Source organism: Actinomadura madurae (assembly GCF_047130825.1).
GTDB classification, from domain to species: Bacteria; Actinomycetota; Actinomycetes; order Streptosporangiales; family Streptosporangiaceae; genus Spirillospora; species Spirillospora madurae.
On sequence record NZ_CP083237.1, the window covers coordinates 3934611 to 3958748 of the forward strand.

The following is a 24138-nucleotide window of genomic DNA, read 5'->3' on the forward strand; positions in this document are numbered from 1 at the left end:
TGCCGTCCTCGCTATCCGACGATGGTTTCCCACAGCTTGGCGCCGCCGCCGGCCAGCGCGCGCCGGCCGGCCAGTTCGGTCCACACCACCGCGGATCTGCCCTCGTCGCGCCACGCCCAGATCCGTCGCGTGTAGTGGTGCAGCGGGTACTCCCGCGTGAAGCCGATCGCCCCGTGCAGCTGGTGGGCGTAGCGGGCGGCGTCCGTTCCGGCCCCGGCCGTGCGTGCGCGGGCGGCGGCGACGGCGAACGCGGCATCCGGACGCCCACGGGCGGCGGTGGCCTCGATCGCCGCCGCCCGCGCGATCGCGACCGCGCCGGCGATCTGCGCCGCGAGCTGCTTCACGGCCTGGAACTTGGCGATGGGCCGGCCGAACTGCTCGCGGGCGGTGACGTAGCCGACGGTCAGCTCTTCGATCTTCTCCAGCGCGCCGACCATGCCCCAGACGAGTGCCAGTGCCTCCGCGTCACGCGCGAGGTCGAGAACCCCCGTCAAGTCGAGGTCCGTCGTCGCCGCGGGAACGACGACGTCGATCGCGGCCGTCCCGCGGGGTTCACCGGCCAGGTCGGTCCGCAGAGCCCACTCCAGCGACGCGTCGACCTCGGCGAGCACGATGCGCCCGGCGTCGCCGACGCCGAGCAGCAGCACGCTGGAGGCGGCCGGTGCGTACGACACGTCCGAAACGGTGCCGGTCAACCGCCATCGCTCGCCCTGCGCGGCCGCCCGGACCGGGGTCCACGCGACAGCCGTGGGGCCCGCCCGGTGCGGCAGTCCGAACATGTCGCGCAACATCGGCGCGACGAGCAACGTCTGCATCAGGGGCACGGGCGCCGCGAACCGCGCCGCCGCGCGCACCACGGCGACGGCGTCGTCGAAGCCCCCGCCGCTGCCGCCCTGCTCCTCGGGAATGCCGACGGCGGTGAGGCCGACACTCTCCAGGACTTTCCAGAGGTCCTCGGACCAGCCGCCCTCGCTCGCCTCCACGAGTGCCGGCGGGCAGCGGTCCGTCAGGACCTCGGTGAGCATCCCGTTCAGCTCGTCGTTCACGTCACAACCCCAGCCTTTTCGCGATGACCGAGCGGAGCACCTGCGTCGTGCCGCCGCGCAGCGTGAACCCGGGCGAATGCCTGATGCCCTGGCCCAGCAGCACATCGAGGCGCGATCCCGGCTCCGGTGGCCGCGCCAGTCCGCGGCGGACGATGTCGATCGAGTCCTGCTCGAAAGTGGTACCGACGTCCTTCGACGTCGCTGCCTGCACCGACGGGGTCTCCCCGCGCGCCACGCGCTCCACGACCTGGAGCGAGAGCGCCCGGACGCTCCACAACTGGCTGACCAGTGAGCCGATCGTCTCCTCTCGGTTCCGGGTGTGCTCGACCGGTTCTTCGGCATAGGCCCGGATCAGCATCATCGTGCTCATGTACCGTTCCGGCCCGCTGCGCTCGTCGGCCAGTTCGGTCGACACCTGCGCCCAGGCACCGTTCTCGGTGCCGAGCAGCATGCCGGCCGGCACCCGCACCTCGTCGAGGAACACCTCGTTGAAGTGGTGTTCGCCCGACAGCAGCAGCACCGGGCGGACGACGACGCCCGGCGCGCGCAGGTCGATGATGAGCTGGGAAAGTCCGTCGTGGCGGCTGGAACCCGGAAGGCTCCGGCACAACGTCAGCATGTAGTCCTTGTGGTGGGCGCCGCTGGTCCACAGCTTCGTACCGGAGACCACCCAGCTCCCGTCCGCCTGCTTGGTCGCGGTCGTCCGCACCGAGGCCAGGTCCGAGCCGCTGTCCGGCTCGGACAGACCCAGGCAGAACAGCGTCTCCCCCGCGGCCATCGCGGGCAGGAACCGGCGTTTCTGCTCCTCGCTACCGTGGCGCAGCAGGGACGGGCCGACCTGCCGGTCCCCGGCCCAGTACGCCGAGACCGGGGCACCCGCCGCGAGCAGTTCCTCCATCACGGTGAAGCGTTCCCTGGCGGTGCGTCCGTGCCCGCCGTACTCGGTGGGCCAGACCATGCCGATCCAGCCGCGGCGGCCGAGCTCGCGGGTGAACTCCTGGGAGAAGCCCGCCAGCCAGCTGTCCACGCCGGGCTCGAACGTGCCCGCGGCGAGCTGCTCGGCGAGGAAGGCACGCACCTCGCCGCGCAACCGCGCGAGTGCTCCGGCGTCCACCCCGCTCACCGCCCGCTCCACTGGGGAGGACGCTTCTCGCCGAAAGCCGTCGCACCTTCCTTGGCGTCCTCCGTGGCCCGGATCCCCCGCACCTGCGCGTCGTTGACGTCCCAGGCGGTTGCCTCCAGACCACGCTCGATGGTCCGGCTGATCGCCAGCGTGCCGGCGATCGCGAGCGGGGCACCGGAACAGACGGCGTCCGCCAGCTCGCGAACGGTGCCGGCGAGCTCCTCCGGCGGCACCACCCGGTTCAGCAACCCCCATCGTTCAGCCTGCTCGGCGGTCAGCCTGCCGTCCGCCAGCAGAATCTCGCGGGCGACCGCCCCGGGCAGCAGCTGGGGCAGCCGGATCGCGCCACCGCCCCCGGCGATGATCCCGCGCTGCGGCTCGGGCAGCGCGAACCACGCGGTGGGCACCGCGACGACGAGATCGCAGGCCAGCACCAGCTCGAAACCGCCGCCCAGCGCCGGCCCGTTGACCCCCGCGACCACCGGCTTGGTGCGCGGGTAGCGGACGAAGCCGGCGAAGCCGCCGTCGGCGCCGCCGAGCCGGTTCTGGATCCCGGCACGCGACTCGGACAGGTCCATTCCGGCGCAGAAGACCGGCCCGACGCCGGTGAGGACGCCGACCCGCAGGTCGTCGTTGGTCTCCAGCTCCACGATCGCGTCATGGAACAGGGCTTTGGCCGCCTGGTCGATCGCATTGCGCTTGTCCGGGCGGTTGAGGGTGATGGTCAGCACCCCGCCGTCGACGGAGACCAGCACAGGCTCGTTCACAGATGAAGCCCCTCCTCGAAGCGGTCGCGCCACGTGCCGACCGGTGGGGTGACCGCGGTGGACCGCGCCGCGGCTCCGACGCGACCGTCGATGTCGTGGCTGCCCAGCAGGTCCAGCAGCACAAGGCCGCGGTACAGGTAACGGTGGAATTCGTGCTCCCGGGTGTAGCCGATCGCGCCGAGGACCTGCTGTGCGCCACGAGCCGCGGTGTCGAAGGCGCGAGTACCGAGGCCGACGGCGACCAGCGCCGCCAGCGGCGCGGACTCGGGATCGTCGATCAGGTGCAGCGCGTTCCGGTTGGCCGCGTCCGCGGCCGCGACGGAGACGGCGACCTCGGCGAGCAGGTGTTGAACGGCCTGGAACCGGCCGATCGGCCGGCCGAACTGCTCCCGCGTGCGCACGTGGTCACGTCCGAGTTCGAGCAGGTGCGCGCACATGCCGGCGAGCTGGAGCGAGAGCGCGACCTGGACGCGCGCCGTGGCCAGGCCGGGTGCCGCGCCAGGGACCGGTGTGGCGTCCGCGGTGGCCTCCGCCGCCACCGACAACAGGCTGACTCCAGGATCCACGGTCCGCGCCCGGGTGGCCCGATCAGCGGGCAATGACCTGACCGATGCCGCGTCGACCAGCAGGAGCCGGGCCGGCTCCGCCCCGCCGCCGGGGAGGCCGAGGTAGCCGCCGTCCGGGCCGGGCAGCATGGCCACCGCGCCGTCGAGTTCGTACCCCGGCAGCGTGGCGGCAAGGAATGTCTCCGGCGTCCCGGCGAGTGCGAGCGCGCTCCCCTGCCCCTCGAACATCGCCCGCGCCGCCGCGCTCCGCGTGCCGGGATCGTCGAGCATCTCGGTCCAGCCGAAGTCCGCGAGGTCCGCGACGCCGACACCCTGTGGCCGCTCCTGGAACAACCGGTCCACGGTGGCACGAATCTCGGCGTATCCGTCGTCGGGGATGCTGTGTTCGAGCCGGATCATCGCGCCTTCTCACGGAGCTGGAGGATCTGGTCGGCGATGATCGTCCGCTGGATCTCCGCGGATCCCCCGTAGATCGGCGCCGACCTGCTGTGCAAGTACTCGTGCAGCCGGCCGCGCCAGCCGGGGGTTCCGTCGTCGACACCGACGGGCCGCATCCGGTGCGCCAGCTCGTGGACGGATCGCTCGGCCCTGGACAGCAGCAGCTTGTCGATCGACACCTGCGGGCCGTCGCTGCGGCCTGCCGCCAGGGCCCGCAGGGTGCCCAGCGAACGCAGCCGGAGCGCGATGACGTCCTGATAAGCCGCGCCACGGCCGGGGTCGTCCCCCGGCGGCAACTGGCGGAGCAGGCCCAGCAGCGCGGCCTGGCGCAGCCAGGAGAACATGCCGCGCTCCCACTGCAGCAGGTACTGCGCCACCGCCCAGCCGCCGTCGACGTCGCCGATGCGCCGCTCGTCGGGAACCTGGACGTCATCGAAGAAGATCTCGCCGAAGTGCTGGGTGAAGGACATGTCGTCGATCGGCCGGCACTCCACCCCTGGCGAGTCCATGTCGACCAGGAACAGCGACAGGCCACGGTGCCGCGATTCCGGCGAGCCGGTTCGCGCCAGCACCGCACACCGGTCGGCACCGGGTGCGCGCGTCGACCAGGTCTTCTGGCCCGAGAGGGACCACCCCTGCACGGTGCGGGTGGCGCGTGTCCGCAGCGATGCAAGGTCGCTGCCCGCCTCCGGCTCGGAGAACCCCTGGCACCACGCCTCGGCGCCGGCCACCAGGGGCGGCAGCATCCGTTCGGCAAGCCCGGGGGCGAACCGCTGCAGTGTCGGCGCGAGGATCTCGACGACGTTGACGGTGCTCGGCACGGCGATGTCCGCTGCGCCGAGCAGGTCGTAGACCGCCGCGCGCAGCCCGATGTCGTCGCCGGTGCCGCCGTACTCCTTGGGCCAGCCCCGGGCCAGCCAGCCCTCGTCGTACAACCAGGACTGGAGTGTCTTCTGGGCGTCCAGGTACTCCTGCGCGGAAGCGGGCCGGAGTGCGGCCTCGCTCAGCTCGGTGGCCTGGGTGCGGTGGGCGGCGAGCCAGCGCGCGAACTCCGCCGACAACTCGGCGGAGGCAAGTACGTCAGCCGACATGGAAGACCACCGTGGTGACCCGCTCGGCATCACCGTCGTCGGCCGGGCGGCGCACGATTTCGGACATGACGCTCCTTCGTGCAAGAGTGAGAACAGTATCCCATATTGAAACATAGACCGCAATCATCGCTCCGTTTGGCGTCGTCAAGCGGACGATGCGGCAAATACCAGGGTCCTCAACCGCCGAGCCACCGGTCGCCCCATGATGCTCGCGGGGACCATCGACGCCGGGGCGCCAGGGCAGCGGCCGGGATGCCGGGCGCGGCGGCCCGCACGGCATCGCGAGCCACACGGCTGAGCGCGGCGTGGCCGTCGGCGCGCACTGCGCCACCGGCTATGCAGGATTCTGAATTATCCGCCACTGTCACCCTATGCACGGAGCGAGCCGGACTCGTTGCGCGCCCCCCACAACATTCGGTATCCTTTTTATCGAGATCACTGCTGATATGGAGAGCCGCGATGTCGCACCCAACGACCGATGCGATCCTCGTCGAAAGCGACGGGCCGGTGCGCATCGTGACCCTGAACCGGCCGGACTCCCGGAACGCGATCGTGCAGGACGTCAAGGACGCGTTGCTGAGGATCTGGGACGACCTCGCCGACGACCTCGACGTCCGGGCGGTCGTGCTGACCGGCGCAGGGTCGGCGTTCTCGGCCGGCGGGGACATCGCCAACTTCCCGAACGTCGCCGCCGACGGCGACTACCGCCGCCGGGTGCGGCTGCGGAACGGTCGCAAGATCATCGACTCGCTGACCAACTTCCCGCTGCCGCTGGTGGTCGCCGTCAACGGCCCGGCCGTGGGCCTCGGCTGCAGCATCGCCTCCCTCGGTGACGTCATCTACGCCTCGACCGACGCCTTCTTCGCCGACCCGCACGTGTCCATCGGGCTGGTGGCCGGTGACGGGGGCGCGGCGACGTGGCCCCTGATGATGAGCCTGGCGCGGGCGAAGGAGTACATCCTGACGGGAGACCGCATCCCGGCTGACGAGGCGTACCGCCTCGGCCTGGTCAACCACGTGGTACCGCCCGAAGAACTGTTGCCCAGCGCGCTCGCCATGGCCCACCGTCTCGCCGCGCAGCCTCCCCAGGCGGTCCAGGAGACCAAGCGTGCGCTCAACCTGCACATCCAGCGTGCCGCGTACGCGGTACTGGACGTCGCCATGACGGCCGAGAGCGAATCGTTCCTGACCGACGAGCACCAGAGTCGGGTCCAGGCCTTCCTCGACCGCTCGAACAAGGGGTCCGCGAAAGCATGACCAGCCACGCCACGGCAGACGAAACCACCGGCGAGCCGCTCGTCAAGTACGAGGTGAACGACGGCGTCGCCCTGATCACGTGGAACCGTCCACATCGGCGGAACGCCTGGACGCCCGCGATGGAGGCCGAGTACTTCGGCCTGCTCCGCGCCGCCGCGGCCGACGGCGACGTCCGGGCCATCGTGGTCACCGGAGCCGGAGGCGACTTCTGTCCGGGCATGGACGTGGCGGTCCTGCTCGACGCGGCGAACGGCTCCAATGCCGGCAACCCCGAGCACCGGGAACCGCAAACCCTGCCGATGACGATTCCAAAGCCGATCATCGCGGCGATCGAAGGCGCCTGTGCCGGCACCGGTTTCATCCAGGCCTGCGTCTCCGACGTCCGCTTCGCGGCGCCCGACGCCAAGATCACCGCCGCGTTCGTCCGGCGGGGCATCATGGCCGAACACGGCCTGTCCGTCCTGCTGCCGGCGTTGGTGGGCACCGCCCACGCCATGGACACCCTCCTGTCCGGCCGCATCATCCGGGGCAGCGAGGCCGCGCAGATGGGTCTGGTCCGGCTTTCGGAGAACGTGCTCGACGACGCGCTGGCCTATGCGCGCGATCTGGCCGCCAACACCTCGCCACAGGCCGTCGCGGTCACCAAGATGCAGATGTACCGCGAACTGCGGGCGCCGGTCGAGCAGGCCCGGCTCACAGCGTTGAAGCTGTGGCGAACCTTGCGTGAGCACGACGATTTCAAGGAAGGCGTGCGAAGCTTCAAGGAGCGTCGCCCGCCCCGTTTCGCACCTGTCGGTGAGGCGGAACTCGACCGTCTCGAGAAGCTCTGGACCGGGACCGGTGATCTGTAGTGGGTAACGTCTATCTCCTCGGTGGCCTGCGGACGCCGTTCGCGCGCCGTAAGGGCGCCCTGGCCGACACGCACCCCGCCGAACTGCTCGGCACCCTGACCAAGAACGCGCTGACCTCGGTCGGCGTCGCACCCGAAGACGTCGATCAGGTCATCACCGGCTGCGTGACCAAGACCGGCGACCAGGCCAACAGCATCGGACGCACGGCGTGGCTCACCGCGGGCCTCCCGTCCGAGGTTCCCGGTACGACGGTCGACGCGCGCTGTGGCTCCAGCCAGCAGGCGGCGCACTACGGAGCCGGGCTCATCGCGTCCGGCGCGGTCGACGTGGTGGTCGCCAACGGCGTCGAGCACATGACGCGCCATCCACTCGGGCAGGACGTCGGCGAAGGCATGGGAGATCCGCTCTCCCCGCAGTACCGCGACCTGTACGAGGTCACCTCGCAGGGCGAGTCGGCGGAGCGGATCGCCGACCACTGGAAGCAGGACCGGGTCCGGTGCGACGAACTCGCGCTCGCTTCGCAGGAACGAGCCCGCGACGCCATCGCGAGCGGCCGCCTCGCGATCGAGATCGACCCGGTCGGCGCGTTCGCGACCGACTCGGGTCCACGCGAGAGCACCATGGAGGGCTTGGGCGCCCTGCGCACCGTCTTCCGGCCCGATGGCGTACTGACGGCAGGCAACTCGTCCCAGATCACCGACGGCGCGTCCTGCGTCGTGCTCGTCTCCGAGTCGTTCGCCGTCGAACACGGTCTCACCCCGCTCGCCCAGGTCGAGCACCAGACCCTGGTCGGCGTCGACCCGGTGTGGAAGCTGACGGGACCGATGCCGGCCACCAAGAAGATCCTGGAGCGCAACGGGCTGCGCCCGTCCGACATCGGGACCGCCGAGGTCAACGAGGCGTTCGCCAGTGTCCTCGGCGCCTGGCTGGAGGAGATCGGCTTCCCGCACGAGCGGACGAACGTCAACGGCGGCGCCATCGCACTCGGGCACCCGGTCGGCGCGACCGGCACCCGGCTGCTGCTCACCGCCGCACACGAACTCCGCCGAGGCGGTCACGAGCGCGCCCTGGTCACGATGTGCTGCGGCGGCGGTCTGGGCACCGCGACGATCCTGAAAACGGTCGCGTGAAGGCCCCGCTGACGCGGGAGCGGGACGGTCACACCGAAATCTGGACACTGGACCTTCCCGACCAGCGCAATCCGATCACCGGCGACCACACGGTCTCGTGCCTCACCTCGGCCGTCGCCGACGTCAACGCCGACACCGACGTGCGGTGCGTCATCCTCACCGGCGCGGGCAAAGCCTTCTCCTCCGGGGGAAACATCAAGGACATTCGCGAAGGGCGCGGCTACTTCGGTGCGGAACCGTTCCACTCCGCCGAGGGGTACCGCGCGGGGATCCAGCGCGTGCCCCGGGCGCTGCACGCCTGCGAGGTACCGGTGATCGCGGCCGTCAACGGCCCCGCGGTCGGCGCCGGGTGCGATCTCGCGCTGATGTGCGATCTGCGGATCGCCTCCACACGCGCCACCTTCGCGGAGAGCTTCGTCAAACTCGGCCTCATCCCGGGTGATGGTGGCGCCTGGCTGCTTCCCCGGGTCGTCGGCAACGCCCGTGCGATGGAGATGACCTTCACCGGCGACCCGGTCGACGCGGCCACCGCGCTCGCGTGGGGACTTGTCTCCCAGGTCGTGGAACCGGAGGACCTGCTCGACGCGGCACGTGCGCTGGCGGCCCGGATCACGGTGAACCCGCCGCTCGCTCTGCGCATGGCCAAGCGCCTGATCCGCGAGGGACAGCACCATCGCCTGGACGACGTCCTGGAGCTCTCGGCCGCCCTGCAGGCGATCGCCCATCACACACGCGACCACAAAGAGGCCATCGCGGCGACCGCCGAGGGACGCCCCGCGGTCTTCACGGCGGAGTGACGCGGATGGCCGTCAATCTGTTTCCACCGCCGATGTTCGAGGACGCGGTGCTGACCGGCCTGCGCCGGGAAGTGCGTGAGTTCGTCACGCGGGAGATCGAATCCGGTGCGTTCCGCCCGGCGGTCGACAGCTGGATGACCGGGTGGGACCGGGAGTTCACCCTCCGGCTCGCGGCACGCGGCTGGCTCGGGATGACCATCCCCGTGGAGTACGGCGGGCATGGCCGGTCGTACCTGGAGCGCTTCGTCGTCACCGAGGAACTCCTCGCGGCCGGTGCCCCGGTCACCGCCCACTGGTTCGCCGACCGTCAGGTGGCGCCGGCACTGGTGCGCTTCGGGACCGAGGAGCAGCGGCGCGAGCTGCTCCCCCGCATCGCCGCGGGCACCGCCCTGTTCGCGATCGGCATGAGTGAGCCGGACTCCGGCTCCGACCTCGCCGCCGTGCGCACCCGGGCGACCCGCACCGACGGTGGGTGGCGGGTCGAGGGGACCAAGCTCTGGACGTCGAACGCTCACCGGTCCGACTACGCGATCTGCCTGGTTCGGACCACGCCCCTGGACCCCGAGCACCGGCACTCCGGGCTCAGCCAGCTCATCGTCGACCTGCGCGCGGAGGGCGTCGAGATCCGCCCGATCGTCTCGCTCAACGGTGAGCACCACTTCAACGAGGTGCATTTCGGCGGGGTCCACGTGCCGGACTCGATGGTGCTGGGCGAGGTCGGGAACGGCTGGCGGCAGGTCACGGCCGAGCTCGCCTTCGAGCGCAGCGGTCCGGAGCGTTTCCTGTCGGTCCAGCCCCTTCTGGAGGAACTGGTGGCCGCCACGCGCGCCGGTGAACTGCCCGCGGGCGCCGACCTGGGCCGGTTCTTCGCCCGGATGATCGGGTTGCACCAGATGTCGATCTCCGTGGCCGGCGCGCTTCAACGGGGCGAGGCCGCCGACGTGGCCGCCGGTGTGGTCAAGCACCTGGGCACGGTCACCGAGGGCGACCTCACCGAGCATGCCGCGGGTCTGCTGGGGAACCCGGCCTCCCCCGGGCTTCGCGCGGCCGCCGAACGTTCCCTGCTCGCCCGCCCCGGTTACACGTTGCGCGGTGGCACCAACGAGATCTTGCGCGGGGTCATCGCGCGCGGATTGGGACTGCGATGACCCCGTCGACCACTGTGGACACCGATTTCGTCCGGCTCCTGGCCGACATCTTCGGCGACTGGCGGCGTGGCCGGAAGGAGCCGACGGCGTCGCTGAGCCTGGACCGCGCACTGTGGGCCACGCTGAGCGAGAGCGACCTGACGCGGTTGACCGCCACGAACGGTACGGGGGCGACCTGGGCGGAAGCCGCGGAGCTGCTCCGCGCCGCGGCACGGGCGGCGGCGCCGGTGCCGCTCGCCGAGAACGACCTTCTCGCTCTGTGGCTCTTGGCACGCTCCGGTCTCGGCGATGCCGGCGACGCCGGCGGAATACGGACGGTCGCGACCCTCGACCCGGCCGGCCGGGCTCGCGGGGTGCCGTGGGCCGGCTGCGCCGACAGCGTGGTCGCCCTCTGGCAGGACGAAGGCCGCTGGTTCGTGGCCGATGTCCCGGCCGCCGCGGTCACCGTCGTTTCCGGTCACGATCTGGCCGGGCAGCCCCGCGACGACGTCCAGGTCGATCTCGCCGCACTGAGCGGGGTGCCGGTCGCGGAGCCGGTCCGTCGCGAGTACCTGCTGCGTGGTGCCCTGGCCAGGGCGGTTCAGTCGACCGGCGCGCTGGAGCAGGCGGTCGAGCTGTCGATCTCCCACACCTCACAGCGCCACCAGTTCGGCCGGCCCATCGCGAAGTTCCAGGCGGTCCAGCAGCTCGTCGCCGATGCGGCGTGCGAGTCGGCCCTCGCCCGGGCCGCGACGGACGCCGCGGTGGCGGCGCTGATGCGCGGCACCGCCACGCTCGACGAGCTCGAACTGCGCGTCGCGATCGCCCGCTCGGTGACCGGGCACGCGACCTCGGTCGTCGTGCGCAACGCGCACCAGGTACACGGCGCGATCGGCACCACGCTCGAACACCCGCTGCACGAGGTCACGTTGCCCGCCCTCGCCTGGCGGTCGGAGTTCGGCTCGCTGGACCACTGGGACCGGCGCCTCACCGACCTGCTGATCGGCGCGGGGGGCAGCGCCTGGCAGCTGGGGGTCCCCCTGCGTTAGCTCGGCTCGTCCAGCACGGCGTGAGATCGGTCAGCGCCGGATCACGAATTCGGCCATGCCCTCGACTACTGTGGCGCCGTCGGTGTCCGTGAGGGTCAACCGGACCTCGACTCGCGATTCGCCCTCCACGTCGAAGACGCGGGTGATCACGCCGCGTGCGGTGACGACGGCGCCCCGGAAAACGACTCTCCGGAACCGGGTACGGAACCGCCGGACGGAATCCGTGCCGAAATGCTCGGTGCAGTAGGTGGCCAGGTAGCCCGCGTTGAGCATGCCCACCCCGAAGGACGCCGGATACCCGGCGCCGCGGGCGAGTTCGTCGTCATGATGCATGGGGTTCAGGTCACCGCTCGCGCCCTGATAACGGACTATGTCGGTCATCGTGAGGGGTCCGAAGTCCCTTGGCGGCAACCGCGTGCCGGCCCGCGGATCGGTACCGGTCATGACGCCTTCCCGGGCGTGTTCAGGTAGGCCGACGTGTAGCGGCACTCCGCGCGCAGAACGTCATCGTCGCCGCGGAACTCGACCGCGAATCGAACCAGCAGCATCCGGCCGCTTCTCCCGTGTTTTTCCTCCACCCCGTCGAAGCGCAGCGACGTCGTGAGCACATCGCCCGCCCTGGGCAGCTCGCCGTGGAACACGTACTCCTGTTCCAGGGAAAGCAGATTACGGACATCGCGTTCGACGCCGGCGTCCGCCCACGCCGCCACCGCCTCGGGCAGGTCGAACACGTCGCCCAAGGTTTCCCAGAAGACGACGGTGGCCAGGAACGTCGGCGGGATCGGCGCCTTCGGATCGTCCAGGTATTCGGCGCGCTCGTTGGCCGTGGCGACCGCGTACTCGCGGATCTTTCCCCGTTCGACCGGCATCACGGCCATGGCGATCGCCCTTCGGTGCCGTTGGGCGCGACGAGGATCTTCAAGGCGTCCCCGGTGCCGTGCAGCCGCAAAGCGGCCGCCACGTCCTCCAGCGGCACGATCGTCGTGATGAGCGAGTCCAGATCCAGGCGGCCCAGCACGTTCAGGGCGCGGCGGGCCGTGTGGGACGTCGTGTAGGAGCCGGTCAGGGTGAGTTCCCGGTTGTACAGGTCGAACGGCCGGACCGGGATCGTGGCGTCCTCGCGGGGCACGCCTGCGACGACGAGGCGGCCACGCGGGGCCAGCGCGCCCACGGCATCGCCTATCGCCGCAGCCGAGCCGGAGAAGTCGACGATCACGTCGAACGGCGCAGCGCCGCCAGAGGTCATCGCCTCGCGCAGCGTCGCGCCGCTGACGTCCAGCACCTGGTCGGCGAAGCGGGCGGCCGTGACCTGCTTGCCGGGGACCGGTTCGCTGACCGCCACGAACCCGGCTCCCAGCAGCCGCGCGACCTGTACGGCCAGCAATCCGAGCGGCCCGGCTCCCAGCACCAGGACCGCTTCGCCGGCCCGGATGGCCGACTGTTCGACGGCGTGCAGCACGGTCGCCACGGGCTCGAGCAGGGCACCGTGGCGCAGGCTCACCGTTTCGGGCAGCCGGAACAGTTGCCCGGGCCGGTAGCTCGCACGGCGTGCGAACCCGGCCGCGCCGACATGGCGGCGAAGGCAGAACTGCGGCTGGCCGAGCTTGCAGTGGTCGCACGATCCGCACTCGGCGAACAAGTTGGCCGCGACCCGATCCCCCACGGCGAGATCCGAGACCCGCGCCCCGACCGCGGCGACCACCCCGGAGACCTCGTGACCCAGAACACGGGGTGGGGCGCCGGCGGTCAGCCTGCCGCTGACGATATGCGCGTCAGATCCGCAGAACCCGCAGTAGGCCACGTCGACCAGGACGGAGTCCTCGCCGATCACCGGCTCCGGCCAGTCAGGTTCCGCGGCGAGCACTCCCCCGCCTCGCCACACTCCGGCGAGCATCAGTTCTTCACGACGGAGGCGGGCAACTCAAGGCCCTGCTTGGCCAGCGCCGCCTTGACGTCCTCCAGCATGGTCTGGGCGTCGGAGTACCCGGTCATCACATCGTTGTCGTCGAAGTAGATGAACGCGCCCTGGGTGATGAACAAGGCCCGCATGTCCTCGTCGACGTGCAAGGTGTGGTTGGTGCCCGGTGGTTCGTACACATAGGAGTTGGCCTCGGCGAACCAGTCGTACTCGAGGTAGTGCCACTTCCCCTTCATCGTGTACGCGTGCACCGGGCCGGTGTGGTGGTGTTTCTGCAGCTGGGTGCCCGCCTGGTAGTCGATGATGTTGACGAACGTGTTGGTGGCCAGCGAAACCGCGATCAGCTGCATGCGGACGACGCCCCACGGGCGGTCGAGGACGGCCCACGGAATGTCTTCGAGCGACGTGTGCTCGGTCGCCCCAAGGTCCGGCGGCAACATCATCGGCATGACACGGACTCCCCACCAGGCGTGACTATAAGGGATACTCTTATCTGTTTCACTGGTGGTGTCAATAGATGCGCCCGGCACATCGCCCGGTCGTCAGCCAGGGCTGACCGCGTTCTCAAATACTGAGACGCAAGGGGTGGGTCACAGGATGACGGCGATGGGTGTGTCGTGACCCTGACGTGCGACAAGGCCGACGTTCGCCACGCGAGGGTATACTTCGTCGCGAGCCGATGGATAATTCAGCGTACCTATTATGGCCACGCGTCGTGAACCGGTGGTGCGATGACGATCGAAGCGACCGATCAAGGGGACATCTTCGCGGCCGGCCTCCTGCAGGCTGACACCCTCAGCGAGCTCCTCCTGCTGAGGGCGGAGCGATCCGCCGACGAGGTCGGCCTGATCGATGAGCAGGGCCGCCCGGTGACGTTCGGGCAACTGCGGGAACGGACGGCGGCCATGGCCGCCGTGCTCGCCGCGCGCGGTGTCGGCAGAGGCAGCCGGGTGGCGTGGCAGTTGCCCACCCGGCTCGACGCCGTCCTGGTGTGTCTCGCGCTGTCGCGGCTGGGCGCGATCCAGGCGCCGATCATCGCGCAGTACCGCCAGCGCGAGTTGGACGCCGCCATCGCCGACTCGCAGGCGACTTTCCTGCTGGTGCCAGGCGTGTGGCGCGGTGTCGACCATGTCGCGATGGGTCGCGCAGTCCCTACCGCGCCCGAGGTCATCACGATCGATGACGCCTTCACCGAAAGCGCGTCCGCCCTCGCCGAGCCGCCCGTAGCCGGCGGGGACGGCACCGAGGTGGCCTGGGTGTTCTTCACTTCCGGCTCCAGCGGCACACCGAAGGGGGTCCTGCACAGCGACCGGACGCTGCTGATGTCGGCGCGCGCCATGGTGATTCGCGGCCGGGCCGGGGAGGAGGCCGACGAGGTGGTCGCGATGCCCTTTCCCGTCGCGCACATCGGTGGGCCGCTGCAGCTGATGTCGGTGCTGATGCACGGTCGCAAGATCGTGCTGTTCGAGGCCTTCGCACTCCCCGGGAGCATCGACGCGCTGCGGGCCCACGCCGTCACGATGTTCGGGGGCGGCCCCGCGTTCTACCAGGCACTGCTCGCCGAACAGCGCAGGAGGCCGGGGGAGACCCTGCTGCCTGCGCTGCGCAAGCTCACGGGCGGCGGCGCTCCTTGCCCGCCGAACCTCTACGGCGAGGTCCGCGACGAGCTGGGGGCGAAACTCATGCACAGCTACGGGATGACCGAATGCCCCATGGTGTGCGTGGCGTCGCCCTCGGACTCCGACGAGCAGCTGACGAACACCGAAGGGCGGCCGGTTCCGGGGCTCGAGGTCCGCATCTGGGCCGATGGCGCGGTCGCACCGGCCGGGGTGAACGGCGAAGTGCAGGTACGCGGGGCCCAGACGTGTCTCGGCTACGCGAATGGCGAGCACGACGCGACCGCGTTCACCGCCGACGGCTGGTTCCGCACCGGCGACCGTGCGCGGATGCATTCCGACGGGTACGTCGAGGTGACCGGGCGGATCAAGGACCTGATCATCCGCAAGGGCGAAAAGATCGCGCCACAGGAGCTCGAGCAACTGATCGCGACCCATCCGGCGGTCGCGGAGGTGGCCGTCGTGGGACTACCCGATCGCGAACGCGGCGAACGCGTGTGCGCCGTGATCGTGCCACGCCACGACGCCGCCCCGTTGGACCTGCCGGACCTGACGGACCATCTGCTTCGCGCCGACGTGATGCGGCAGAAGCTGCCCGAGCAGCTCGAGATCGTCGCCGAACTCCCTCGACGCGGTCTCAGCAAGGTGGACAAGGCGCGCCTTCGCCAGCAGTTCACACGGTGAAAGGCGGTTTCATCTGGAACCGGATCAGAGTGCGAGATAGCCGCCGTCAACCGCCAGCACGGTCCCGTTGACGAAGTTCGCCGCGGCGGAGGCGAGGAACGTCGCCGCATCGGCGATTTCGTCCGGCCTGCCCCACCGCCCGGCGGGGGTGCGCTCGATTATCCGGTTGTTGCGGGCGGCATCGCCACGGATGTTCGCGGTCATGGGCGTGTCGATGAATCCTGGTGCGATGGCGTTGACCCGCACCTCGGGAGCCCAGGCGGCGGCAAGGCTCTTGGTCAGCTGGACGACGCCGCCCTTCGACGCGGCGTACGCCGGCCCCGTGGCGCTACCACGGAAACTCATCACCGAAGCAAGGTTGATCACCGAGCCGCGCGCAGCCCTGAGCAACGGATACGCGGCATAGCTGGCCCGGGCGGTCCCGACGAGATTCACCTCGATCGTGCGCACGAACCCGTCGATCTCAAAGTCTTTCGGTCCGGCTGGGACGCCGGCGGCGTTCACCAGAACGTCGAGCCTGCCGATGCCGGCCATCACATCGCCGACGCCGTCGTCGCTGCGTACGTCGAGATGCCGGAGATCGACGTTCGTCAGCCGTGGATCGACCCGGGCCTGCTCGAGTTCCGCCTCGGTCGCGGCCGTGGCGATCACAGTCGTGTCCGGTTCCCCGGCGAACGCCTGCGCGATCGCGCCGCCTATGCCACCGGACCCGCCGACCACGACGACCGTCCGCACATCCTGACGTAGCTCGGTCACCACATCGGCCCTCTCGACACATACAGGATACTATTTTCCAGGTTGAGTCTAGCGCGCGAGACGACCGCCCGTTGGCCCGAACCCGGCCGGGCGAAGCAGTCGCGATGTCCGGCGAATCGTCGCGAAAAACCTGTCTGCCAGCGACACCTCACCTGGCGGCGGCCGACGGCCCGTGCGCACCGTGATCTCCGCGTTCCTCGGGGTCGCCATCGAGTTCCACGACTTCCCGCTTACGCACAGACGGCCGTGCTCGTATTCGGGCTGGTCTTTTCCTTCTCGACGGCGGGCCGGCCGTGGCCGGCCCGCGGCTTGTCAGCCCACCAGACGCATGAGGACCACGGTCAGCGTACGTTGCCGGCCGTGTTGCCGCCGTCGACGGGAACCACGGCCCCGGTCAGGTAGGACGACCACGGCGAGAGCAGGAATGCCGCGGTCGAGGCGATCTCACGAGGCGTGCCGAACCGGCCGAGTGGACAGATCTTCCTGGCGACATCGGGCTGGTAGATCTCGGTCTCCGCCGTGCGATGCGCCGCTCGCTCCGGCGTCAGGATCGCGCCCGTCGCGATCATGTTCACCCGGATGTCCTGCTCGGCGTAGGTGACCGCCGCGGTCCGCGTCAACGCGGGGATGGCACCCTGCGACGACGCGGGCGCCGGATAGTGCGGAAGCGGCCGCTCGCTGACAACGGAGCCGTGGTTGACGATCGCGCCGCCGCTGCCGAACATCGCCTGCACCTCGTGCTTGACGCAGAGGAACACGCCGTCGATCTTGACGGCGTGAATGTCGCGCCACTGATCCAGCGTCACCTCGTGCATCGGCCCTGGCGGGGTCTGCTCGATGCCGGCGTTGTTGAATGCACCGTCCAACCGCCCGAATTCACTGACGGCCAGCGCCACCATGGCTTCGACATCGGCTTCTCGAGTCACGTCGACAGCAACGCCGATCGCCTTCCCGCCGGCATTCCTGATCTTTGCGGCGTGCTTCTCGACCACCTCGCCACGGCGGGCCGCCAGCACCACGGAAGCGCCGGCGCGGGCGAAGCCGTAGGCGGCGGCCTCGCCGATCCCCTGGCTCGCACCGGTCACGATCAGAACCTGGTCGGCCAGCATCCCATCCGGGCAGACGGCGTCGAACTCTTCCAGCATCGACTGGTACTCCTTTGCGCGCGATGCATCGCCCACAGCGAAGGCCGGATCGATCGCGGCACATCGAGCCGGGTGCTCCGACGAATGAAATTATCATATAGATAATACAACGGATAGCTTCGGGATACCGATGGTCCCTTGACATCGAGCTCGGGTGGTTCCGTCCGCGCGCGCCGAGAGGAGGCTTTGAGGTGTATCATTTAACTTTCAAGCGCGCCGAGCCGAGGGGAGCCGCGGGTATGGAGCCCGCCGTCGAGCCGCAGGACCTGCCGCAGACGCCGAAGGGCCCGCGTTCCGTGGACGTCGATCGCGTCCGCGTCCCCAAGACGGCCGAGGTGATCGCGCGGACCATCCGCTCGCAGATCGTCCATCGCGAGATACCCGAGGGCGCCGCCCTGCCCAGCGAGGCCGAGCTGATGGCGCGGTTCGGAGTCTCGCGGCCTTCACTGCGCGAAGCCTTCCGGATCCTGGAGTCCGAGCAGCTGATCGCCGTCCGGCGCGGTCCCCGGGGCGGCGCCCGGGTGACGCGGCCGAACGTCACCGTGGCCTCCCGCTACCTCGGGCTCCTCATGCAGGTCGACGGCGTCCTGCTGAGCGACGTGTTCCAGGCGCGGGCGCTGATCGAGCCGGTCGCCCTGCGTCTCATCGCCCAGCGTGAGGACCGGTCCGCCGCGGCGGACCGGCTCCTGGCGGCTTTCGACCAGGTGGCCCTCGCCAAGGCCCTCCGCCGGCGCGCCGAGGCGTGGCTCGACTTCTTCCGGCTGCTGTTCGAGCTCGCGGGCAACAAGACGCTTCAGCTGCTCCACAGCACGCTCACGGAGGTCATCCGGCACGAGCTGCTGGATGCGATGACCGGCACCACCACCGAGAACGACCTGGCGACGCGGAAGGCCGTGACGAAGGCCATGCGCCTCGTCGCGGCGGGCAGGGCCGACGACGCGGCGACCTTCTGGCGCGATCAGATGTTCCTGCTGGAGGAGCGCGTGGCCCGGATGCACCAGGACAAGACGATCGTCGACGCGATGACGGATGGCGCCTGACTCATCCAGGCGAGCCGGGAGGGCGGCTGGGATTCGGCGCGGGACGATGTCTTCGGTGAGCAGTACCTGCTCACCTGCCCGCTGGTCGATGCGATCCGCGCCGACGAGGACGTTGTCCTGCTGATCGACGAGGTCGACCGGCCCGATGTCGTGCACGGCGCATTCGACGACCGTGCCCACTTCGTCACTCCGGACCTGGTCGGCTCGACGGTTGTTCAATAAGGCTAAATCTGTAAACTAGTTAGATGTTTGTCCGGATCGAGGTGAGCTTCACATGACCGGCACCGACCATGCGGCCGCGACGCTCGGTGCGGCCGCACCCGTCGGCAAACCCGCGCTCGTCATGGGGGGCGGCGGCGCCCTCTCGTACGGGCGGCTGCGCGCGCAGACGGACCGGGCCGCCGCGCTCCTGGCCGCGCAGGGCCTCCGCTTCGGCGACCACATCGCGCTGCTGTTCGGCAACGAGCCCCAGCTGTTCCCTTTCGCGTGGGCGGCACAGCGCACCGGCCTGTACTACACGCCGGTCAACTGGCACCTGACGCCTGAAGAGGCCGCGTACATCGTCGCGGACTGCGACGCGGCCGTGCTGGTCGCGTCGCGGGCCCACGCCGGCCTCGCCCGGCGCATCGCCCGGGACGTGCCTTCGGTGACGCTGCTGGAGATCGACGCCGAGCCACCTCCCGTCACCGGTGCACCGGAGGGCCTTCCCCAAGCCTGGGAAGGGTTCTCGATGTTCTATTCGTCGGGGACGACCGGACATCCCAAAGGAATCGCCCGCGAGGCCGTCCGCGTTCCGGTCGGCACCCCGGGCACGTTCGACGGCCTGATGCGCGAGGGGTTCGACTTCGGCGCCGACATGGTCTACCTCTGCCCCGGGCCGCTCTACCACGCCGCGCCGCTCGCCTGGTCCATGGCGACGCAGCGCGCCGGTGGCACCGCGGTCGCCATGGAGCGCTTCGACGCGCTCGAGACCCTTGAGCTGATCGAGCGCCACCGCGTCACGCACGTGCAGTTCGTCCCGACGATGATGCGGCGGCTGCTCCGGCTGCCCGCGGCCGACCGGCGGCGGTTCGACCTCGGCAGCCTGCGGGTCGTCGTGCACGCGGCCGCGCCGTGCCCGCCGGAGGTCAAGCGCGGCATGATCGACTGGCTCGGCCCGATCGTGCACGAGTTCTACGCGGGCAGCGAGGGCAACGGTTTCTTCACCATCGGCAGCGAGGAGTGGCTCGCCCACCCCGGCTCCGTGGGGCGGGCGAGCTATGGGACCGCGCACGTGCTGGACGACGACGGGAACGAGCTCCCACCCGGCGAGATCGGCACCATCTGGTTCGAGGGCACCGCCCGGTTCCGCTACCACAACGATCCCGAGAAGACGGCGGGCGCGTTCAACGACCGCGGCTGGAGCACCCTCGGCGACGTCGGCCATCTCGACGCGAACGGCTATCTCTACCTGTCCGACCGCCGGGTCGACCTCATCCTCTCCGGCGGCGTGAACATCTACCCGCAGGAGATCGAGGACACGTTGTGCCGCAACAAGAACGTCTTCGACGCAGCGGTGATCGGCGCTCCGGACGAGGAGATGGGACAGCGTGTGCTGGCCGTGGTGCAGCCGGATCCCACCGCGCACGCCGGCCGCGCGCTCGCCGACGAACTGTTCGCCCACTGCCGGGAGCAGCTGGCGGGTTTCAAATGCCCGCGCGAGATCACCTTCACCCGCGAGCTGCCCCGCCTTCCGACGGGGAAGCTCCTGCGGCGCCGGGTCCGCGAGGACGTCGCAGGACGCCCGTCCCGTGAGTTCTTCGCCCGGCGGTGACGGTCAGCCGGCGGCTTTGCGCCGGCACGGCGCCACACCGGCGGCCCAGGCTGACGCGACCGCGACAGGCCGCCACGCCGGCACGCCTGTTGTGATCAGCACATTGACAACCGGACCACCCGGGCGATCTACTGAAAATGACATTTTCATCGGCACGCCCGGGAGATGAAGCACTGTGGGGACAACGGCTTTCCTTGGCCCGCTTCACCCACGCCACGGCATCCACGAACCGACCAGCGGCACGCCGGAGCGCGCACCGCGCTCCGTGCGCCGTACGGTCACCACGGACATGCTGCGGCCGGACGGAGTCGAGGGACCGCTCCTGCTCGTCGGCTCCGGGCGTGACCTTCGCACCGGCGCCGACGGCACTCCGGTGGAGCTCGCCCGCGCGGCGTACACCGCACAGGTCGACTTCACCGGCGGCTGGATCTTGCAGGAGCTGACCACCGCCCCACCCCGCCCGTCGTTGCGGTCCCTGACCGGCGAGGGTGTCGGTTCGGGATTCCGCGCACGGGTGCTCGCGGCCGATCCGGACCTGCCAAGCCTGCTGCACCAGCTCATGGACGACGTCCCGGTCACGACGCTGGTGTCCGGCCACGCCCACATGGCGGGGCGGTCAAGCGACCCGGACGGACCGCAGGAGCTCATCGGCCGCCCGGACTTCGGGCGCGACATGTGCGCGGGATTCGCCGACGGGGGAACCATCATGAACAGCTTCGACGCCACCGGACGGGGCCCCCTCGTCACGGGACCGGAAGCCCTTCCCCTGGCCACCTCGGACCCCTGGGCGTGGCACGAGCTGCCGCCGCTGCCCGCACACGGGATGCGCAGGCACCGCCGCATGGACGTGACGGAGTCCGGAGTGGACGTTCTGTTCCGCGACTCCTACATGGGTGCGGACGGGCGGGAGACCGTGATCCACGAGTACACGGTGGACGTCGAGTTCGACGGCGACAGGATCCGTTCCTGCGAGGCGACCCCGCGGGCACTGCCCTGGGTCGAGTGCCCGGCCGCCGTGGCGAGCGCCGGCCGTCTCGCGGGATTGCCGCTGGCCGGTTTGCGCGGCCACGTCCGGCGCACCTTCACGGGAACCTCGACCTGCACCCACCTCAACGACACCCTGCGTGCCCTTGAGGACGCCCCTTTCCTGCGCGACGCGATCGCGTGACGGTCGCCGGCGGCAGCGCCGGACCGTCCTGACCGGACAGCCGGTCCGGGAGCACCCGGATCCGGCAGAACACTGTGGAGGCGACGAATGACGCTACAGCACACCGCCCACCACCCCGGCGGCCGATCATGACGGCCGGGGACGTCGCGATCGTCGGCGTGGGCGCCACCGAGTACTACCGCCGCGGTCAGTCGCAGCCCCGCACGATCACCGAGCTCGCCGGCAGCGCCATCCTCGCCGCGTGCGAGGACGCCGGGCTGCCGGTCACCGACATCGACGGATTCGCCTACTACTCCGGCGCCGGCGGGGGCTACGGCCAGGCGATGGACACCGCCGAGTTCATGGAGACCCTCGGCATCCCCGAGGTGACGTTCACCGCGAGCCTCACCGCCGGCGGTGGCGGCGCCGCGGGCTCGATCGGACTGGCCCGCGCGGCGATCGTCGCCGGGGATGCCGACGTCGTCGTGACGGTGATGGCCCTGCAGCAGGCCAAGGCCCGGCTCGGCCAGGTCATGGCGATCAAGCCGCCGAACCCGCTCGGCTCCTTCGTGCAGCCGTCGGGCCTGTCCGGTCCCGGGCACATGATGTCGGTCCTCACGCGGCGGCACATGCACGACTACGGCACCCGCCGCGAAGCGTTCGCCGAGATCGCGATCTCCCAGCGGCTCAACGCGGCGACGCGGCCGAAGGCGATCATGAAGGACCCGCTCACCAAGGACGACTACTTCGCCGCCCGGATGATCGCGGACCCATTGTGCCTGCTGGACTTCTGCCTCGAAACCGAGGGCGCCGTCGCGGTGATCACCACGTCGGCGCAGCGCGCCAAGGATCTCAGGCAGAAGCCGGTGCCGGTCGTCGCCGCCGCGCACGGCGGGCACCGCGACTGGGGCCGCGCCTTCGGCTGGTACGGGATGCCGCGGGAGGATTTCGCCTCCTCCGGGCACGCGCCGGTGGCCAGGCACCTGTTCGGCCGCGCGGGCGTGACCCCGGACGACATCGACGTGGCCTTGATCTACGATCACTTCTCCCCGATGGTCCTCATGCAGCTGGAGGACTACGGCTTCTGCAAGAAGGGCGAAGGCGGCCCGTTCGTCGAGTCCGGCGCGCTGCGGTACAAGGGCGGTTCCCTCCCGGTCAACACGCACGGCGGGCAGCTGTCGGAGGCCTACATCATCGGCATGACCCACATCAAGGAAGGTGTCGAGCAGATGCGCGGCACCGCGATCAACCAGGTCGCCGGCGCCGAGCTCGCGCTCGTCACCGGCGGCCCCGCCCACCTGCCCGTCTCGGGCCTGATCCTCGGGAAGGCCACATGAGCGCGCCCGTGACCTCCGCCGCCCTCCCCGCCGACAAGGTCAGCATCACCACCGACGGCTACACCGAACCGTTCTGGCAGGCCGCGAAAGAGGACCGGCTCGTCGCTCCGAAATGCGGTGAGTGCGGCCACTTCCGCCTGCCGCCCACACCGTTCTGCCCGCAGTGCCAGTCCCGCGAGGTCGAGTGGACGGAGCTCTCCGGCGTCGCCGAGGTGTTCAGCTTCTCGGTGCTGCACGGGTTTCCCGGCATCCCCGACATCACGATGATCGCCGCCGTGCTCGACCTGCCGGACGCCCCCGGCGCCCGGCTCGTCTCGAACATCGTCGGGGCCGATCCCGGGGAGGTGGCCATCGGCGACCGGGTCGAGGTGTTCTTCTCCCCCATCTCCGACGGCTGGAAGATCCCGCTCTTTCGCCCGCTGGGCTGAGGAACCTCGCGGAAATGAACCACCCTGCGGTTCCGCCCGCGGCGGACCGGGTGCGGCCGGAGGGCGCGGCACCCGACGTCACCACGCTGCTGACCTTGCAGGCTGCCGGCCCGGACGTGTTCCGGGCCGGCGCCCGTGGTGCGGGCGCACGACGCGTCTTCGGCGGGCAGTTGCTCGGGCAGGCGCTCGTCGCGGCGGGCCGCACCGTCGGCGAACGCCGGCCGCCCCACTCCTTGCACGCCCACTTCCTGCTCGGCGGGGACGCCACGCTGCCACTCGACTACCACGTCGACCGCATCCGGGACGGCAGCGCCCTCTCGGCCAGGCGAGTCACGGCGCGGCAGGCGGGCAAGGAGATCTTCGTCCTCACCGCCTCGTTCCACGACCGTGAGGACGGCTGGTCGCATCAGACACCACGCGCGCACGGCCGCGACCCGGACACGCTCCCGCCTGGACACGAGACGATGGCCGCTGCGGGAGAGGACGACCTCGCGTGGTTCCGGGGGTTGACGAAGGCCGTGCCGCTCGACCTTCGTTTCGACGGCCCCCTGCGCCGGGTGGCCGCCGTCCGCGGCGAATCCTCCGAGCCACGGCAGCGCTTCTGGTTCCGCACCCCGGAAGAGCTTCCGGCGGATCCGCTCGTGCACCTCGGCGCCACCGCGTTCGCCTCGGATGTCCTGCTGCTCAGCGTCGCGCTGGCTCCGCACGCCCGTTTCGTCGGCGGCCCCGGGCTGGTGTTCGCCAGCCTGGATCATGCCGTCTGGTTCCACCGCGCCTTCCGCGCCGACGAATGGCTGCTCTACGAGCAGGAAAGCCCCTGGGCGGGCAACGGTCGCGCCCTCTGCCGCGGCCTCGTCTTCGACCACGACGGCGAGCTCGTCGCGTCGGTCACGCAGGAAGCACTGATCCGCCCGTCGTCCTGAGTACGCCGGCCCGGAGCGCCTCCAGCCTCCTTTGCGACCGCCGTGACACATAGAGAGTACTGATATAATTCCGTCAGTCGCGCCACTCA

The 24138-nt window shown here is 70.4% G+C and carries 24 protein-coding genes; 13 read left to right on the forward strand and 11 right to left on the reverse strand.

Going from position 1 to position 24138, the window contains the following annotated elements; translation table 11 throughout:
• Positions 1-11: 11 nt before the first annotated feature.
• From K8Z49_RS17755 to K8Z49_RS17775, 5 genes are read right to left on the reverse strand one after another with little or no spacing between them, the layout of a single operon-like run.
• Positions 12-1046 carry an acyl-CoA dehydrogenase family protein gene (locus K8Z49_RS17755; protein WP_412519813.1) on the reverse strand — a complete coding sequence of 345 codons (1035 nt, stop codon included), beginning with the start codon at positions 1044-1046 and terminating at the stop codon, positions 12-14.
• A gap of 1 nt (position 1047) precedes the next feature.
• Positions 1048-2169 (reverse strand): acyl-CoA dehydrogenase family protein, encoded by a 1122-nt coding sequence (locus tag K8Z49_RS17760; protein WP_412519815.1) that lies wholly within the window; start codon positions 2167-2169, stop codon positions 1048-1050.
• Complete coding sequence (locus K8Z49_RS17765; protein ID WP_412519817.1) at positions 2166-2936, reverse strand: enoyl-CoA hydratase-related protein; 771 nt, start codon at positions 2934-2936, stop codon at positions 2166-2168. Before K8Z49_RS17765 ends, K8Z49_RS17760 begins: the two co-directional genes overlap by 4 nt.
• Complete coding sequence (locus tag K8Z49_RS17770) at positions 2933-3901, reverse strand: acyl-CoA dehydrogenase family protein (RefSeq protein WP_412519819.1); 969 nt, start codon at positions 3899-3901, stop codon at positions 2933-2935. The genes K8Z49_RS17765 and K8Z49_RS17770 overlap by 4 nt, the downstream gene beginning before the upstream one ends.
• A complete protein-coding gene (locus K8Z49_RS17775; RefSeq protein ID WP_412519821.1) occupies positions 3898-5031 on the reverse strand; it encodes an acyl-CoA dehydrogenase family protein in 1134 nt (377 codons plus the stop codon). Before K8Z49_RS17775 ends, K8Z49_RS17770 begins: the two co-directional genes overlap by 4 nt.
• 459 nt (positions 5032-5490) lie before the next feature.
• Here K8Z49_RS17775 and K8Z49_RS17780 point away from each other — a divergent pair, with 459 nt between their 5' ends.
• From K8Z49_RS17780 to K8Z49_RS17805, 6 genes are read left to right on the forward strand one after another with little or no spacing between them, the layout of a single operon-like run.
• Positions 5491-6288: an enoyl-CoA hydratase/isomerase family protein gene (locus K8Z49_RS17780; RefSeq protein ID WP_412519822.1), complete on the forward strand. Its 798-nt coding sequence runs from the start codon at positions 5491-5493 to the stop codon at positions 6286-6288.
• Positions 6285-7139: an enoyl-CoA hydratase-related protein gene (locus K8Z49_RS17785; RefSeq protein WP_412519824.1), complete on the forward strand. Its 855-nt coding sequence runs from the start codon at positions 6285-6287 to the stop codon at positions 7137-7139. The genes K8Z49_RS17780 and K8Z49_RS17785 overlap by 4 nt, the downstream gene beginning before the upstream one ends.
• The gene (locus tag K8Z49_RS17790) at positions 7139-8269 is read left to right on the forward strand and encodes a thiolase family protein (RefSeq protein ID WP_412519826.1); all 1131 of its coding nucleotides are present in this window, start codon (positions 7139-7141) and stop codon (positions 8267-8269) included. The genes K8Z49_RS17785 and K8Z49_RS17790 overlap by 1 nt, the downstream gene beginning before the upstream one ends.
• Positions 8266-9066 (forward strand): crotonase/enoyl-CoA hydratase family protein, encoded by an 801-nt coding sequence (locus K8Z49_RS17795; protein ID WP_021593983.1) that lies wholly within the window; start codon positions 8266-8268, stop codon positions 9064-9066. Before K8Z49_RS17790 ends, K8Z49_RS17795 begins: the two co-directional genes overlap by 4 nt.
• 5 nt (positions 9067-9071) lie before the next feature.
• Positions 9072-10214 carry an acyl-CoA dehydrogenase family protein gene (locus tag K8Z49_RS17800; protein ID WP_021593984.1) on the forward strand — a complete coding sequence of 381 codons (1143 nt, stop codon included), beginning with the start codon at positions 9072-9074 and terminating at the stop codon, positions 10212-10214.
• Complete coding sequence (locus K8Z49_RS17805; RefSeq protein ID WP_412519829.1) at positions 10211-11242, forward strand: acyl-CoA dehydrogenase family protein; 1032 nt, start codon at positions 10211-10213, stop codon at positions 11240-11242. The genes K8Z49_RS17800 and K8Z49_RS17805 overlap by 4 nt, the downstream gene beginning before the upstream one ends.
• A 30-nt stretch (positions 11243-11272) precedes the next feature.
• On the opposite strand, the gene K8Z49_RS17810 is transcribed toward K8Z49_RS17805, so the two are convergent.
• The 4 genes from K8Z49_RS17810 to K8Z49_RS17825 are packed head-to-tail and all read right to left on the reverse strand — an operon-like array spanning position 11273 to position 13609.
• Positions 11273-11686 (reverse strand): MaoC/PaaZ C-terminal domain-containing protein, encoded by a 414-nt coding sequence (locus K8Z49_RS17810; RefSeq protein ID WP_024934062.1) that lies wholly within the window; start codon positions 11684-11686, stop codon positions 11273-11275.
• Positions 11683-12120 carry an FAS1-like dehydratase domain-containing protein gene (locus K8Z49_RS17815; RefSeq protein ID WP_083598134.1) on the reverse strand — a complete coding sequence of 146 codons (438 nt, stop codon included), beginning with the start codon at positions 12118-12120 and terminating at the stop codon, positions 11683-11685. The genes K8Z49_RS17810 and K8Z49_RS17815 overlap by 4 nt, the downstream gene beginning before the upstream one ends.
• Positions 12111-13136 (reverse strand): zinc-dependent alcohol dehydrogenase, encoded by a 1026-nt coding sequence (locus K8Z49_RS17820; protein WP_412519831.1) that lies wholly within the window; start codon positions 13134-13136, stop codon positions 12111-12113. Before K8Z49_RS17820 ends, K8Z49_RS17815 begins: the two co-directional genes overlap by 10 nt.
• On the reverse strand, positions 13136-13609 hold the full coding sequence (locus K8Z49_RS17825) for a 2,4'-dihydroxyacetophenone dioxygenase family protein (protein WP_075023064.1): 474 nt from the start codon (positions 13607-13609) through the stop codon (positions 13136-13138). The genes K8Z49_RS17820 and K8Z49_RS17825 overlap by 1 nt, the downstream gene beginning before the upstream one ends.
• 282 nt (positions 13610-13891) lie before the next feature.
• On the opposite strand from K8Z49_RS17825, the gene K8Z49_RS17830 reads away from it, so the two are divergent.
• On the forward strand, positions 13892-15460 hold the full coding sequence (locus K8Z49_RS17830) for a class I adenylate-forming enzyme family protein (RefSeq protein ID WP_412519834.1): 1569 nt from the start codon (positions 13892-13894) through the stop codon (positions 15458-15460).
• 24 nt (positions 15461-15484) lie between these two features.
• Here the strand turns inward: K8Z49_RS17830 and K8Z49_RS17835 are convergent, their stop codons facing one another.
• Together K8Z49_RS17835 and K8Z49_RS17840 are read right to left on the reverse strand one after the other, a co-directional pair.
• Positions 15485-16216, reverse strand: coding sequence for an SDR family NAD(P)-dependent oxidoreductase (locus tag K8Z49_RS17835; protein ID WP_033329963.1), 732 nt, complete (start codon positions 16214-16216; stop codon positions 15485-15487).
• Positions 16217-16557: 341 nt separating this feature from the next.
• A complete protein-coding gene (locus K8Z49_RS17840) occupies positions 16558-17361 on the reverse strand; it encodes an SDR family NAD(P)-dependent oxidoreductase (protein WP_021593992.1) in 804 nt (267 codons plus the stop codon).
• Positions 17362-17600: 239 nt separating this feature from the next.
• Here K8Z49_RS17840 and K8Z49_RS17845 point away from each other — a divergent pair, with 239 nt between their 5' ends.
• The 6 genes from K8Z49_RS17845 (at position 17601) to K8Z49_RS17870 (ending at position 24049) form a co-directional block, all read left to right on the forward strand.
• Entirely contained in the window at positions 17601-18401 is an 801-nt protein-coding gene (locus tag K8Z49_RS17845; protein WP_412519837.1) for a FadR/GntR family transcriptional regulator, read from the forward strand.
• Between the two features lie 274 nt (positions 18402-18675).
• Entirely contained in the window at positions 18676-20214 is a 1539-nt protein-coding gene (locus K8Z49_RS17850) for an AMP-binding protein (protein ID WP_412519839.1), read from the forward strand.
• Between the two features lie 289 nt (positions 20215-20503).
• The gene (locus K8Z49_RS17855) at positions 20504-21382 is read left to right on the forward strand and encodes a DUF2889 domain-containing protein (RefSeq protein ID WP_412519841.1); all 879 of its coding nucleotides are present in this window, start codon (positions 20504-20506) and stop codon (positions 21380-21382) included.
• A 128-nt stretch (positions 21383-21510) separates the two neighbouring features.
• Positions 21511-22698, forward strand: a complete 1188-nt coding sequence (locus tag K8Z49_RS17860; protein ID WP_075023059.1) for a thiolase C-terminal domain-containing protein — start codon at positions 21511-21513, stop codon at positions 22696-22698.
• Positions 22695-23126: a Zn-ribbon domain-containing OB-fold protein gene (locus tag K8Z49_RS17865; protein ID WP_021593998.1), complete on the forward strand. Its 432-nt coding sequence runs from the start codon at positions 22695-22697 to the stop codon at positions 23124-23126. Before K8Z49_RS17860 ends, K8Z49_RS17865 begins: the two co-directional genes overlap by 4 nt.
• 14 nt (positions 23127-23140) lie before the next feature.
• Positions 23141-24049, forward strand: coding sequence for an acyl-CoA thioesterase (locus tag K8Z49_RS17870; RefSeq protein ID WP_412519844.1), 909 nt, complete (start codon positions 23141-23143; stop codon positions 24047-24049).
• Positions 24050-24138: the final 89 nt, after the last annotated feature.